This window comes from Microcoleus sp. AR_TQ3_B6 (assembly GCF_036702785.1).
Lineage (GTDB): Bacteria > Cyanobacteriota > Cyanobacteriia > Cyanobacteriales > Microcoleaceae > Microcoleus.
This window is the reverse complement of record NZ_JAUBVJ010000009.1, coordinates 25,509-40,256: the sequence shown is the minus strand read 5'-3', so window position 1 is coordinate 40,256 and position 14,748 is coordinate 25,509. Positions and strand designations below refer to the sequence as shown.

The following is a 14,748-nucleotide window of genomic DNA, read 5'->3' as shown; positions in this document are numbered from 1 at the left end:
CAAAGCTCGCGCACCGCCAAAACTCGAGAATAATACCGAGGGAACAGGAAAAAATATTACTGCTGTTGTCATGATTGTTTTACTGACAGAAAGGATTAAAACCGTCAAAAAGTTAGTCAGTATTTTTTTGGCGATCGCCCTAGTGCAAGGAGTGACAATGGCGGTTCACTCTCAACAAATAATTGACCCGATCGAGCGGGTTGTGAGTGCAGGATTGATGCAAAAAGATGCCACTGGCAATTTTAATCCTCAAGGATTTGTCAGTCGCGCCGAGTTGGCGGTGATTTTAGTAAAAACTTTTAGTTTAGAACGGCGGAAAACTGCTCAGAAACCGGATAGGGAATTGCCGGACGTACCGAACAGTTACTGGGCTTACAGCGCGATTCAAACTGCTTTGAAAACGGGAACGATGAGTGGATATCGCGACGGAATGTTTTTTCCAAATCAAAGGGTGACTCGCGCTGAAGCTTTGGCGATTTTTGCTCAAGCTTATGGGGTTTTTCAGTTTCCCGAGGCCAGCATTTACGAGATTTTAGCTAAGTATCCAGATGCAGAGGAAATCCCTAATTGGGCTAGAAAGTCTATGGCTACTGCACTTTATGAAGGGTTTGTTAACGTTGAACTCGGAACTAATAAAATTAATCCTTTGAAGCCGATGACTCGCTGGGATATGGCTTACGCTTTGAGCAAGTATTTGGAGCGGCAATTAAGGCCTACTTCTTTGCCTGTCCCGGACGAGCCGCCTCCTAATCGCGGCGTGGGAAGGTAAATAGAGTAAGTTTAATTTGCATGAGAAGGTAATTGGTAATTGGTAATTGATAAGACTATATCTCATCGAATTAAAAACAGCTATAGTTGTGATAGGAATTTAAAAAAGTCTTGCTCTCATCCTCCATCTTATACCAATTATTAAAAGTCAAAGCGAATCCTAGGGACACGGGGCCCGGCCGTGTCGTACTCCCCGCGCCGGAAACGACACAGCCCCGTGTCCATACTTTTCAGGGCGTTGTTGATTCACGGCATCAATCAACTTTTCGCTTGCAGTTACAAAACTCACCCTCAAGCGGGCTGATAGCAATTGGGAAATCTTGAATTCATACCCTAATTCAGCAACGCTTTGACACGAAACGGATACCCATTCAATCCGACAGTACATTAATGTCTGTAACTCTTACATAGCCCCATTCACACCGTGGGAATACCACAGGCTTGACGGGCTGTGTCGAACTATTTACGCTCATCGTTAACAGCAAAAGTAGTTGCAATCGAGTAACTCGTAAAATGGGCGATCGCGATCGCAAAGCCTGGGCCCGATTGTAGTAAGCAGAAACAAAGGCATCTCCCTTCCCAAATATAGACCAACAAGCATCACCCCATCACCAAAGCTCAAGCTGCAATTCTTCCAGACTAGCTGTCCCGTACTTCTCAAATAGACTACTAGGCGACAACAATTGTCTGACCGTCGGTCAAACTGGTAAAGTTATACGTTGTGCTACCAGCTATGAGTTTTTCAAACTCGGAAGTTATCATAATAACCCCACTCTTAGTAAAGCTTACCGTTGTCCCCGATATTCCAACGGTATAACTTCCTGAACTTAATTCGAGTGTGTCTTCATTGTTTCCACCATTAAATTTACCCGTACCAAAACCATTGAGATAGTCTTTACCATTTTCTAAAAACACGCTGCCCAGGCCTTTAAAGCCTCCATTGGCTAGGATGAAGTCGGCGCCATTACCAGTATTGATCTTACCGAGGTTTTCGATGACCTTAATGCTAGTGATTATGTCCTTACCATCACCAGTCTTAAGGGTGCCGTCGGTACCGATAAACAAGCCATTGGCAATGATAAGGTCGTTACCATTACCAGTATCAATGGTACCTTTGTTGTCAATGCCAGTTATCTCGCTACCCCAATAGGAAAAGGCAGGAATGCCAGTTATTATGTCGTCACCATCACCGGTCTTAATGGTACCGTCGTTCCTAATGCCACCACTACCAGTTATTATGTCCTCATCATCACCAGTATCGATGGTGGAAGAGTTGGAGAGACCATAGCCATATGTAGCATTAGCAATGATTGTGTCTTTTCCATTGCCGGTATTTATATGTCCGTTGTTGTAGAGGCCGGAATAATATCCGTTGCCATCGATCGTGTCATTACCATCACCAGTATTGAAAGTGATGGAGCTATTATAGATGCCGGTACCGATGTTGCTCTTACCACTGATTTTGTCGTTGCCGTTTCCAGTATCGAAAGTGCTACCATCAGCGATTTTGATTCCCTCGAAGCTGCTGGCAATGCCAGTGATTTCGTCGTTACCATCACCGGTATTGAACTTGCCAGAAGAATTGTTAATGCCGCGAAACTTCGCGGTGGCAGTAATTATGTCGTCACCCCCGCCCGTATTGAACGTGCCGGTGTTGATAATGCTGTCTCCCCCTCTCAACGACCCCGTGGCAGTAATTATGTCGTTACCCTCGGCCGTATCGAATGTGCCGGTGTTGACTATGACCGGGGAAGAGTTCCCCGTGGCAGTAATTATGTCGTTACCCTCGGCCGTATTCAACGTGCCGGTGTTGTAAATGCCACTGCCGGAATAGCCCCCACTGCCCTTAATTATGTCGTTACCCTCGGCCGTATTCAACGTGCCGGTGTTGTAAATGCCGTATCCATTCGGAGGGCTGGGGCTGAAAAAGTCGTAGGACCCACTGCCATTGATTGTGTCGTTGCCATCAAGAGTATTAGCGATACCAGGATTGACTATGGTATCGTAGCCAGACACAGGGACAATATCAGCTCCGTTGGTAAACGTTATAGTTGAAAGGTCGATTGTCATAGGAAGACCTCGGTATTACAATTAAAATGAACAAATATTATCTATTATAACTTCTACTAATATCAAATTTTACGAGATTTTATTCTGTATTGTTTAATTTCTTAACATACCCAAAACTCTTTTGATTAGAAAACTTGCTTTGAGACTTTTTTCGCCTAAATAAATACTTGACGACTATTATGACAGTGGAGGGTTTCAACACTGTCATAAAAAATGACATATTCAGCTAAAAATCAGAGTTTTCAATCTGAAGTAATGGCTGATGAGGCTGCGATTTAACGGGATTTGAACAAATTTCAAGCCCAAACAGAGCCTCCCTCCTGCTAGGTGTGTGGCAAAGGGGTAAACATCCCTCGTTCCCTGTCGGGACCGTCATCCCAAATCAAGTCAGCTTTGCCGAAATACCGAGCACTCATCTTTCTTAGCACACAACCATTCCATGAGATATTGGTGCTGTTGTTGGGTAAGGGTGGATTGATGGTAGCTATCTATTATCCGTAGCGAGGATTTGGATTTGAGGGAGGGGACTCTGGCGGTGACGAGATTTGAGATTTTTCTGACAAGAACCTTTGAGCCAGTACAACTTCCTTAACTGGCTCTGCTGAATTAGGCTATGGTAAAATTCTAGTGCGATCGGCAAAAAATAACACTTCAGGGCGTTGTTGATTCACGGTAGGAATCAACTTTTCGCTTGCAGTTACAAAACTCACCCTCAAGCGGGCTCATAGCAATTGGGAAATCTTGAATTCATAGCCTTATTCAGCAACGCTTTGACACGAAACGGATACCCACTCAATCCTACAGTAAATTAATGTCTGTAACTCTTACATAGCCTCATTCACACCCTGAAAGTACCACAGGCTTGACGGGCTGTGTCGAACTATTTACGCTCATCATTAACAGCAAAAGTAGTTGCAATCGAGTAACTCGTAAAATGGGCGATCGCGCTCGCAAAGCCTCGGCCCGATTGTCGTAAGCAGAAACAGAGGTATCAAGGTGCCAAAATATAGACAAACAAGGATCGCCCCATCACCAAAGCTCAAGCTGCAATTCTTCCAGACTAGCTGTCCCGTACTTCTCAAATAGACTACTAGGCGACAACAATTGTCTGACCGTCGGTCAAACTGGTAAAGTTATACGTTGTGCTACCAGCTATGAGTTTTTCAAACTCGGAAGTTATCATAATAACCCCACTCTTAGTAAAGCTTACCGTTGTCCCCGATATTCCAACGGTATAACTTCCTGAACTTAATTCGAGTGTGTCTTCATTGTTTCCACCATTAAATTTACCCGTACCAAAACCATTGAGATAGTCTTTACCATTTTCTAAAAACACGCTGCCCAGACCCTTAAATCCTCCATTGGCAATGAGGAAGTCTGCGCCATTACCAGTATTAATCGTACCGAGGTTTTCGATGCCCTTACTGCTAGTGATTATGTCCTTACCATCACCAGTATTAATGGTGCCGTCGGTACCGATAGACAAGCCCTCGGCAATGATAGAGTCGTTACCATTACCAGTATCAATGGTACCTTTGTTGGAAATGCCATTTATGTCGTCATCTTCGTCAAAGCCACGAATGCCAGTTATTATGTCGTCACCATCACCGGTATCAATGGTACCGTTGTTCCTAATGCCACCACTGGCAGTTATTATGTCCTCACCATCACCTGTATCGATGGTGGAAGAGTTGGAGAGACTACGGCCCAAATAATTAGCATTAGCAATGATTGTGTCTTTTCCATTGCCGGTATTTATAAGTCCTGTGTTGTAGATGCCGATATAATATGCGGTGCCCTCGATCGTGTCATTACCATCACCAGTATTGAAAGTGATGGAGCCATTGTAGATGCCGGTACCGATGTTGCTCTTACCGCTGATTCTGTCGTTGCCGCCTCCAGTATCGAGGATGCTACCATCAGCGATTTTGATTCCCTCGAAGCTGCTGGCAATGCCAGTGATTTCGTCATTACCATCAGCGGTATTTAACTTGCCAGAATTGTCAATGCCGCGAAACTTCCCCTTGGCAGTAATTATGTCGTTACCCTGGCCTGTATTGAACGTGCCGGTGTTGTAAATGCCGTCTACCCCTGAGAACCCCCCCGTGGCAGTAATTATGTCGTTACCCTCGGCCGTATCGAACGTGCCGGTGTTGTAAATGCCCCGGGAATAGTCCCCCGTGGCAGTAATTATGTCGTTACCCTCGGCCGTATTCAACGTGCTGGTGTTGTAAATGCCACCGCGCTCCCCCCTGGCAGTAATTATGTCGTTATCCTCGGCCGTATTGAACGTGCCGGTGTTGTAAATGCCGTATCCACTCGCAGGGCTGGGGTTGAAAAAGTTGAAGCGCGCAGTGCCAGTAATTATGTCGTTACCCTCGGCCGTATTCAACGTGCCGGAGTTGAAAATGCCGTATCCACTTTTGGGGGTGTAAGGGTTGGCTCCGAGCCCAATGCCAGTGATTGTGTCGTTGCCAGCAAGAGTATTAGCGATACCAGTATTGACTATGTCATCCTGGCCAGACATAGGGACAATATCAGCTTGGTTGGTAAACGTTATAGTTGAAAGGTCGGTTGTCATAGGAAGACCTCGGAATTTCAATTAAAATGAACAAATATTATCTATTATAACTTCTACTAATATCAAATTTGAAGAGATTTTATTCTATATTTTTTTTTTTTAACATACCCCAAACTATTTTGATTAGAAAACTTGCTTTGAGAGTTTTTTTGCCTCAATAAATAATTGACGACTATTATTCTGGACTTCCCCCTGCAAATATACTTACATAGGATCAAAAGCCTATCAGTGCAAAAGTTTCCATTGTTGAGTAAAATTTCTGTAGCCATGTAGGTTATTCACGCCTGCAAGCTTACGCCAATTATATTGATCTATTGCGTTCTGCGCGATCGCCAAAACGGCTATTGCTTTAACTTGGGTACAGTTTTTTTACTCAACAATTGAAACCTATAATTGGTAAATGTTTTAGATATTTTATTACATTTGTACGGGGGAAGTCCAGATTATTATGACAGTCGAGGGTTTCCACAGTGTCATAAAAAATGACATATTTAGCTAAAAATAAGACTATTGAATCTGAAGTAATTGCTGATGAGGCTGCGATTTAACGGGATTTGAACAAATGGAGGGCCGGGAGAGAGCATCCCTCCTGCTAGGTGTGTGGCAACGCGGTAAACATCCCTCGTTCCCTCTGCTGAGTGTCATCCCAAATGAAGTGAGCTTTGCCGAAATACCGAGCACTCATCTTTCCTAGCACACAACCATTCCATGAGATATTGGTGCGGTTCTTGGGTAAGGGTGGATTGACTATAGCTATCTATTATCGGTAGCGAGGATTGGGATTTGAGGGAGGCGCCGAGGGCGGTGACGAGATTTGAGATTTTTCTGGCAAGGACTTTTGAGCCACTACAGCTTCCTTAAGTGGCTCTGCTCAATTAGGGTATGGTAAAATTCTAGTGCGATCGCCAAAAAATAACACTTCAAGGCGTTGTTAATTCACGGTATCAATCAACTTTTCGCTTGCAGTTACAAAACTCACCCTCAAGCGGGCTCATAGCAATTGGGAAATTTTGAATTCATACCTGTATTCAGCAAGACCATTTTCAGAATTGTTATGAGTTATGAGTTAGAAGTTGTGAGTGGGGAGTTGTGAGTTACAAAGTCTCTCGCCCGCCATGCAAAATCCCGGAGCTTTGGTGACTGTAAAAGCAGCCATCAAACCCCCAGGATTTAAGTTTTTCCTCTTAAACGAGGCTCAAATTATTGCCAATGGGTGTTGGCTCAATCAGCAGTAGCCAATTCGGTACTGCCGCCGCCGCGCTTCCGGGTCAGGCTATTGAAAAGCATCTGACCGACTGCTTTAATCAAATTCCCTTCTAACTCCATGAACATCTTCATGTTCATGCCAAAAGCTGCATTAGCTTCGTCAACAATTCGCTGTGCTGTTGCTTCGTCAATCGGCAGTTCATTCATTGCCTGACGGTAGTTAGCTTTGAATTCTTTTTCATCAGGAATATCCTGGAATTCATAGAAAGCAATGCCTTCTCCCTCGGAAAGATTCATCCCCCGCTGGGCAATTCCCTTAAGGATTTGTCCGCCGGATAAATCGCCAAGGTAGCGTGTGTAAGAGTGAGCTACTAACAGTTCCGGTGCGGTCGCCGATATCTCGCGAATCCGCTCGACGTAGGCTTTGGCTGCTGGTGATGGGGCTACTTGTTCGCGCCAACTGGCACCGTAGTAGTAAAATAAATCTTGCTCTAAGCTTTGTTTCCGATTCAACTGAGAAAAGTAAATTTTTGAAACAACCGGATGCTGCTTTTGGCGTTCCATTTCCTCTTCCATTGCCGAGTAGACAAAGTAGAGGTTTCCTACTAACTTCCGGTAAGAAGTTTTTTCTACAACGCCTTTTAAAAAACACTTGACAAAACCGACGTTTTCTGCCATTGTGTGGGACTTTTTCGTTCCCTCACGCAATTTGGTCGCTAAATTGATGCTCATAAAAAAATTAGGTAAGTGGGAAACTCAGCGTCTTTAGACCTGAGAAGGAAACGGCCTGGCGGTTGAAACCGCCGTGAATCTTTCCATTACACGAGGATTGCTAGATTGGGTGTAATGAATGTAATGTACGAGCGATGGGATACTTCGGGTACGCGATCGTGCATCGAAATTACCATCTCAAATTTTGCAACCGGCTCACCCATAATGTTTGCTCTTTCGAGGCTAATTGAGAGGGGTGATGTTAGCTTGCACCTTAGTTAACGGCCGGTACTCGATCTAGGAAACTTATTTAACCCCATAAGTCTGTTTAATCCTAAATTTCGCGGTTGCAGGAACTAGCTGAGCATTACCTGGTAGGTCTTTAACTCTTACCGTTAACGTAGTACCCAGGTACTGAGTCTGGTCAACAGTGGTTTAAGTCTGAGGCTAGAAGCCCAATGTCTTTAGACCTGGGTTGTTGACGCTATATTGTCCAACCTTCTATTTTTGTGATGGTCGATCCACTCGCCAAAAATCTCAAATTTACCTAAGCATTTACCTTAGATCGATTTGATGAGAGATTGTATTAATTTTTATAACAAAACTTAGACTCAGCAGAAGGCATCCGAAGGTAGAAGGCACAAACAGTTGAGTCATTAGTCCTTAGTCCTTGGCTGTTAGCGAATGACTACTGACTAATGACTAATGACTGCTGACTGCTGACTAATTTAGATGTCCAAGTCGAGGAGGTTGAGTTTGGGGCCGTAGGTTTCGATGAATTCGCGGCGGGGGGCGACACGATCGCCCATTAAGATCGTAAAGATGCGATCGGCCTCTGCCGCGTCTTCAATTTCCACCCGTTTCAGCGTCCGAGTTTCTGGGTTCATCGTCGTATCCCACAACTGTGTCGGCATCATTTCGCCCAAACCTTTGAACCGCTGAATGGTGTAGTTAGCATTCGCCGGAAATTCATTGCGGATGAGATTGTTCATTTCGCGATCGCTGTAACAGTAGTAATGATTGCGTCCCCGTTCCACTTTATACAGAGGAGGACAAGCAATATAGATGTAACCTTGTTCTACAAGTGCGCGCTGATAGCGGTAGAAGAAAGTCAGCAACAGGGTGCGGATGTGGGCACCATCTACGTCAGCGTCAGTCATAATAACGATGTGGTGATACCGCAATTGCGCCGGATCGAATTCTTCGCCTTTGATGCCCAAACCCAGGGCTGTAATTAACGACTGAATTTCGTTATTTTTGTAGATTTTGGCGTCGTCGGTTTTCTCAATGTTGAGAATTTTACCGCGCAAAGGGAGGATTGCTTGGAATTGACGATCGCGCCCTTGTTTTGCCGATCCGCCTGCAGAATCACCCTCCACCAGGTAGATCTCAGACAGGGCGGGGTCTCTGGAACTACAGTCCGCTAATTTTCCAGGCAAAGGAGAGGACTCTAAGACGGATTTTCGGCGCACTAAATCGCGGGCACGGCGGGCGGCTTCAGCGGCCTTAAATGCCTGAATTGCTTTTTCCAAAATAGCGTCCGCTACTTGGGGGCGAAACTCCAAATATTCTGTCAATACTTCGCCTACCAAGGAATCGACAATTCCCCGAACTTCTGTATTGCCTAGCTTGGTTTTAGTTTGGCCTTCAAATTCCGGATCTGGAACTTTGACCGAAATCACTGCAGTCAAACCTTCGCGAACGTTTTCGCCGGCGAGGTTGGGCTCGTTTTCTTTGATTTTGTTGCGCTTGCGGGCGATCGAATTCATCGTCCGCGTCAAAACTGCCTTCAAACCTTCTAAGTGGGTGCCTCCGTCGATCGTCCGAATGTTGTTAGCAAAACCTAGAACGTTGTCGCTAAAAGCATCGACACACCACTGCAAAGATACTTCTATTTGCACGTTGTTGCGTTCTCCTTGCACGTAGATCACTTCTTCGTGCAAGGGCTGCTTTTCGCGGTTCATGTAGGTGACATATTCCTTGATGCCACCCTCGTAACAATAAGTTTCGATATGCGGTTCGCTACTTTTGAGCAATGCCAAGCGGCGATCGCCAAAGGTAATTTTCACCCCCGCATTCAAATAAGCCAATTCTCGCAAGCGTCCGGCAACCGTAGCATAATCGAACTCAATGCCAGTGCTAAATATCTGAGAGTCTGGCAAGAAAGAAACTGAAGTACCGGTGCGATTTCCTTTGCTGGGCTTTGCCTGAAGTTCGCTGACGGGGAAGCCTCTTTCGTAGCGCTGCAAATGTTCTTTTTGGTCGCGCCAAACCCTAACCTCTACCCACTCCGAAAGCGCGTTAACAACCGAAATACCTACACCGTGCAACCCTCCAGAAACCTTGTAACCGCCGCCGCCAAACTTGCCGCCGGCGTGAAGTACAGTCATGACGGTTTCTATTCCCGATTTGCCAGTCTTGGAAACGATGCCGGTGGGAATGCCCCTACCGTCATCTGTGACAGTAACTGAACCGTCTGCGTTGAAGTCAACCTCGATGTGAGTGCAGTGGCCAGCCAGCGCCTCATCTATGGAATTGTCCACAACCTCGTAAACTAGATGGTGGAGTCCTCGCGGGCCGGTGGTACCTATGTACATCCCCGGTCGTTTACGGACTGCTTCGAGACCTTCGAGAACTTGAATTTGGTCGGCGCTGTAGCTGCTGGTCATACAAAAATAGCTCCAATAATGAGGTCTAAAGCCCCAAAAGCTTCTAAAATAGGAAAACTTCTAAAATTATAGCACAAAACCGTTAAACGCGATGCTAGGGCTTTCTGAATGGAAATTTATTGGGGGGAGGGAGGGGATTAGTTTTGAGATTACTTAGCGACTCTGGCGGGCCTGGCGCGGTGAATCAGTGGAGGGACAGAGGGGAAAGCATGGATAGGAGAGGATTGGAGAGTTTTTATAGGGAAATGTGCGACAGATTATGCCTAAATTAATTACGATTTGCGGGGCGACGGCGACGGGGAAGTCGGGAGTGGCTTTGGCTTTGGCGGGGCGACTGCAATCCTCGATCCTGAGTGCGGACTCCCGTCAAGTGTACCGCGAATTTGACATCGGAACGGCAAAACCGACGGCGGTCGATCGCACTTGTGTACCGCATCACTTAATTGACATCTGCGATCCGACAGAAACAATGACACTGGCAGATTACCAGCAACAAGCTCAAAATTTAATTGCTGCTGTCGATTTTCCTGTTTCTCCCCCCCTGTTGTTGGTGGGAGGGACGGGCTTATATATTAAGTCTGTAGTCAGGGGTTTGAAAATTCCCAGGGTAGCACCCATGCCCGAATTGCGATCGCAACTTGCCCAGCTCGGACAATCTCTATGTTACGCGATGTTGCAGCAGGTCGATCGCTCTGCTGCTGAGAAAATTCACGTCAATGACCCAGTAAGAACTTTAAGAGCGCTGGAAGTATTTTATGCGACCGGTCGCCCTATTTCCGAACAGCAGGGCGAAAATCCTCCCAATTATCCTATTTTACAAATTGGGTTGGATTGCGATATCGATGTTTTGGTCGATCGGATCGAACAGCGCACCGAACAAATGTTAGAACGCGGTTGGATCGCTGAAGTAGAATATTTGTGTAAAAAATACGGCTGCGATTTGCCACTGTTGAACACGCTGGGCTATCAGGAAATGAAACAATATTTGGCGGGCGACATTAAGCTTGAAGAAGCCAAAGAATTAACAATTTTGCACACGCGGCAATTTGCGAAGAGACAGCGGACTTGGTTTCGAGCTTATCCTGAAATTGAATGGTTTGATGTTAGCACGCCAGATTTATTGGAGCGAGTTTGGCAGAGAGTGCAGGAGTTTGTTCGTTGATTTTTTGTTCGGAATTAAAGATTTTTTTAACCGCGGATGAACGCTGATGAACGCTGATATAATTTAAATGAACTTGCTAGTTTTTTAACTACAGTAAGTTGGATTTTATTGTTAACTTTGACTGAGTAAAATCTCTCTAATTCTTTGCCGAAACAAACGCACTGCCGCACGCTGTCCGACTGTTCTGCTTTGTTCGATGAAACCAGGAATTTCGGCAACGGGTAAAAAGGGAAAAGCTAAACTGATCTTGCACACTTCATATTTCCCTTCTACCAGTTGATAAACTTGCAGAGATTCCCGGCGATACCTCCAAATTTCGGGCACGCCAATTGCAGCATAAATTGTAAACTTATTCACAGATGAATTTGTGTAATCCGACTCGATAGCTAAATCCGGCGGCGGGTCATTTGGCAAATTGATATTTCTGCCTCTAACTAAAGATTCATTTTGAATGTAGAAACAGGAATCAGGTTCTACAGCACGAGTTAAATCTTCTCGTTCAAGAGTCAGCGAACCAAGACTCCTAAGTTCAATTTCCAGCTCATCTACAAGGGCTTCCACAAAGCTTTCTATCAGTCGTTTGGGTTCTTCGTGTTCTTCCAGCGGCATCCTGATTTCTAATACTCCTTCATCGTAAGCAATTCTCCAAGCTCTATTGTCCCCAACATCTGCCAGCAATGCTTTAAAAGTTGACCAACTGACACCTTTTAAAATAACTCGGTTTTCTGGGGTAGTTTGCTGCTCGATGGGAGTTGATGTTGTTACCATTTAACAATTCCTTGGGAGCTTCATCAATTTTTATTGTAGTCGATTAGAGTAAGTCTGATTTTTGCGTTAACTTTGAATCGGCAAAATCTCTCTAATTCTTTGCCGAAACAAACGCACAGCCGCACGCTGTCCGACTGTTCTGCTTTGTTCGATGAAACCGGGAATTTCGGCAACGGGTAAAAAGGGAAAAGCTAAACTGATCTCGCACTTTTCATATTTTCCCTCTACGAGTTGATAAACTTGCAGAGATTCCCGCCGATACCTCCAAAGTTCGGGAACACCAAGAGCAGCATATATGGAATCTTTATTAACTGAAGAATTCGTGTAATCCGACTCTATTGCTAAATCAGGCGGCAAATCCTCTGGGAGGTTGATATCTCTTTTACCTCTGACGCTGGCTTCATTTTGAATGTAGAAACAAGTATCAGGTTCGACAACACGAGTTAAATCTTCCCGTTCGAGAGTCAGAGAACCAGCTTTCATCACTTCGATTTCTAGTTCGTCTGCTGTAGCTTCAATAAAGCTTTCTATCAGTCCTTTGGGAAGTTCATGTTCTAGATGTGGCATCCTGATTTCTAATAATCCTCTATCGTAAGCAATTCTCCAAGCTCTATCGTCCCCAACATCTGCCAGCAATGCTTTAAAAGTTGACCAACTGACACCTTTTAAAATAACTCGGTTTTCTGGGGTAGTTTGCTGCTCGATGGGAGTTGATGTTGTTGTTACCATTTAACAATTCCTTGGTAGCTTCATCAATTTTTATTATAGAGGATAATAGGAGGTTGTTTTTCTTCCAGGCTCTGCCTGGGAATGCCTGAATCCGAGGCTCTGCCTCGCAGAAAATAGGAGGTTGTTTTTCTTCCAGGCTCTGCCTGGGAATGCCTGATTCGCTCGGATATTAGGCATTGCGTCACCTGCGGGAAGTATTTGGCTTTAGGTTTTTAGGAGAGCAACCAGCCAGAGAATGAATGCGATCGCTACATAGCCTAGTCCTGCAGAAATGATGATGAACTTGGGTACAGCACACCACCAAGCGATCTGAGGCCAGGGACTTTTTACAGCACCGCGAAGCATTTTCTCAAGCGCGAAATTTTCTGTTCGATCGAGTACCGCTGCCAGCCATTGCGCCCAAGCCAGTAGAATCGCTAAGTTGTACTCCAAAGTTCCAGGCGCGTGCAGGCTATCAGCAGCCATCATACAGCCTAAAGCGATCGTCGTTGAATAAACCACTAGAAAAAAATTATCCCAATACAGGCTGGTTAAAGCATTGTTGGATGCTCCCGTCTTCTGCCAAGAGGCAATAATTGCGCTAGCTTTCTCTTCATTGCCTGCAAATTCAAGAGAAAGAATACCCCAGGGAGCTTTACCAGGGGTTTTGAGCGATCTGTGGTTTGTCTTTAGTGCCAATCCCAAAGAGATAGCAACCAACAGTCCCAATACTAGCCAATGAGTTAAACCACCGGGGATTAACTGAAGTGGATGCCACAATTGCATTTTTTTACCTCCTAAAGTTCTGGTGTCACTCGTAGTAAAGGATCGGAGCGTGGAGTTTCTTTTCTCGTTCCCAGGCTCTGCCTGGGAATGCCTGAACCCGAGGCTCTGCCTCGCGGGAATAAGGAGGCAGAGCCTCCGGATATGCGTTCCTAGGCAGAGCCTAGAAACGAGGGGAACGAGGGAGGGGAAATCCGTCAATTAACTGTACAAAGGCAGAGCCTAGAAACGAGGGGAAATCCGTCAATTAACTGTACAAACTCGCCACATATTCGCCGTAACCGTTATAGGGCAAAGTTGGGCGAGTTTCCCAGGACCAACTGTTACCGGGGCCGACTATCCGTTCGCTGGCCTGCGACCATCTCGGGTGCGGTTTGTCGGGTTCGACATTTGCTTCAAAGGCGTATTCGTTGGGGCCGATTGTATTCCAAAAAGTGGCGGGCTGTTTTTCTACAAATTCAATTTTGACGATCGACTTTGCACCCTTAAAACCGTATTTCCAAGGAATCACTTGCCGCAGGGGCGCACCATTTTGTTTTGGTAGCCTTCTGCCATACAAGCCTGTGGCAAAAAAAGCTAAATCGTTGGCCATTTCTTCAATTCGCAGACCTTCGGTATAAGGCCAAGGATAAAATTGCGACATCAAACCGGGGCCGGGAGTTATTTTGGGGTCGTAAAATGAGGTGAAGCGAACGAATTTCGCTTTCGATTGCGGTTCGACATCAGCCATGAGTAATTTCATGGGAAATCCGACCCAAGGAACTACCATCGCCCAGGCTTCTACACAGCGAAATCGATAAACTCGTTCTTCGATCGGAAATTTCTTTTCGAGGTCGTCAATATCATAAGTTCGGGGATTTTTTACTAAACCGCCTACTTCTACTTTCCAGTTTTCTGTTGGCAAAGCTTGAGCTGCTTGCCAAATAGATTTTGTGCCGCCGTATTCGTAAAAATTGTTGTATTTTGTAGCTAAGGCTTCGTCGGTAATCTCTCGATCGACTTTGGCAAAGGCCGGATTCCGGCTCAATCCCGCATATGCTTGGGTTGAGCTTTGATCCAAAGCAGTTTTTGAGCTCGCATTGCTTTGGCAGCCGGTCAGCGGCAGCAGCGAAGCAGTCACGCCGGCGCCAATTAAATTTGTCATGAAGCGGCGGCGGTTGAGAAAGGCTGTTTCTGGGGTAATTTGGGGTTCGAGAATTTCCCAAGGTTTGGAAACGCGAATTAAGGGCATAAGTAATAGTTAAAAGTTAGTAGTTAGTTGGGCGAAAGTTGCTTAAGTTTTAATCTGTTAGTCGATTTGAGATTTGAGGTTTGAGATTGAC

Annotated in this window: 11 protein-coding genes; 2 read left to right on the top strand and 9 right to left on the bottom strand. The window is 45.4% G+C overall.

The window, feature by feature from the left end; genetic code table 11:
• Positions 1 to 70 precede the first annotated feature (70 nt).
• On the top strand, positions 71 to 769 hold the full coding sequence (locus QUB56_RS06810; RefSeq protein ID WP_332954287.1) for an S-layer homology domain-containing protein: 699 nt from the start codon (positions 71 to 73) through the stop codon (positions 767 to 769).
• A 668-nt stretch (positions 770 to 1,437) separates the two neighbouring features.
• Here QUB56_RS06810 and QUB56_RS06805 read toward each other — a convergent pair.
• The 5 genes from QUB56_RS06805 to gyrB form a co-directional block, all read right to left on the bottom strand.
• Positions 1,438 to 2,838, bottom strand: a complete 1,401-nt coding sequence (locus QUB56_RS06805) for a hypothetical protein (RefSeq protein WP_332954285.1) — start codon at positions 2,836 to 2,838, stop codon at positions 1,438 to 1,440.
• Between the two features lie 834 nt (positions 2,839 to 3,672).
• On the bottom strand, positions 3,673 to 3,852 hold the full coding sequence (locus QUB56_RS06800; RefSeq protein ID WP_332954283.1) for a hypothetical protein: 180 nt from the start codon (positions 3,850 to 3,852) through the stop codon (positions 3,673 to 3,675).
• A 76-nt stretch (positions 3,853 to 3,928) separates the two neighbouring features.
• Positions 3,929 to 5,419: a hypothetical protein gene (locus QUB56_RS06795; RefSeq protein WP_332954282.1), complete on the bottom strand. Its 1,491-nt coding sequence runs from the start codon at positions 5,417 to 5,419 to the stop codon at positions 3,929 to 3,931.
• 1,221 nt (positions 5,420 to 6,640) lie between these two features.
• The gene (locus QUB56_RS06790) at positions 6,641 to 7,357 is read right to left on the bottom strand and encodes a heme oxygenase (biliverdin-producing) (RefSeq protein WP_332954280.1); all 717 of its coding nucleotides are present in this window, start codon (positions 7,355 to 7,357) and stop codon (positions 6,641 to 6,643) included.
• Between the two features lie 707 nt (positions 7,358 to 8,064).
• Complete coding sequence (gene gyrB / locus QUB56_RS06785) at positions 8,065 to 10,005, bottom strand: DNA topoisomerase (ATP-hydrolyzing) subunit B (RefSeq protein WP_332954279.1); 1,941 nt, start codon at positions 10,003 to 10,005, stop codon at positions 8,065 to 8,067.
• A 259-nt stretch (positions 10,006 to 10,264) separates the two neighbouring features.
• Between gyrB and miaA the strand changes: the two genes are divergently transcribed.
• A complete protein-coding gene (gene miaA / locus QUB56_RS06780; protein WP_332954276.1) occupies positions 10,265 to 11,167 on the top strand; it encodes a tRNA (adenosine(37)-N6)-dimethylallyltransferase MiaA in 903 nt (300 codons plus the stop codon).
• A 111-nt stretch (positions 11,168 to 11,278) separates the two neighbouring features.
• Here miaA and QUB56_RS06775 read toward each other — a convergent pair whose 3' ends face one another.
• From QUB56_RS06775 to msrP, 4 genes are all read right to left on the bottom strand, one after another.
• On the bottom strand, positions 11,279 to 11,935 hold the full coding sequence (locus QUB56_RS06775; RefSeq protein ID WP_332954274.1) for a Uma2 family endonuclease: 657 nt from the start codon (positions 11,933 to 11,935) through the stop codon (positions 11,279 to 11,281).
• A 66-nt stretch (positions 11,936 to 12,001) separates the two neighbouring features.
• Complete coding sequence (locus QUB56_RS06770) at positions 12,002 to 12,664, bottom strand: Uma2 family endonuclease (RefSeq protein WP_332954272.1); 663 nt, start codon at positions 12,662 to 12,664, stop codon at positions 12,002 to 12,004.
• A 204-nt stretch (positions 12,665 to 12,868) separates the two neighbouring features.
• The gene (locus QUB56_RS06765) at positions 12,869 to 13,429 is read right to left on the bottom strand and encodes a hypothetical protein (RefSeq protein WP_332954271.1); all 561 of its coding nucleotides are present in this window, start codon (positions 13,427 to 13,429) and stop codon (positions 12,869 to 12,871) included.
• A gap of 244 nt (positions 13,430 to 13,673) precedes the next feature.
• Positions 13,674 to 14,657: a protein-methionine-sulfoxide reductase catalytic subunit MsrP gene (msrP, locus tag QUB56_RS06760; protein WP_332954268.1), complete on the bottom strand. Its 984-nt coding sequence runs from the start codon at positions 14,655 to 14,657 to the stop codon at positions 13,674 to 13,676.
• Positions 14,658 to 14,748 lie beyond the last annotated feature (91 nt).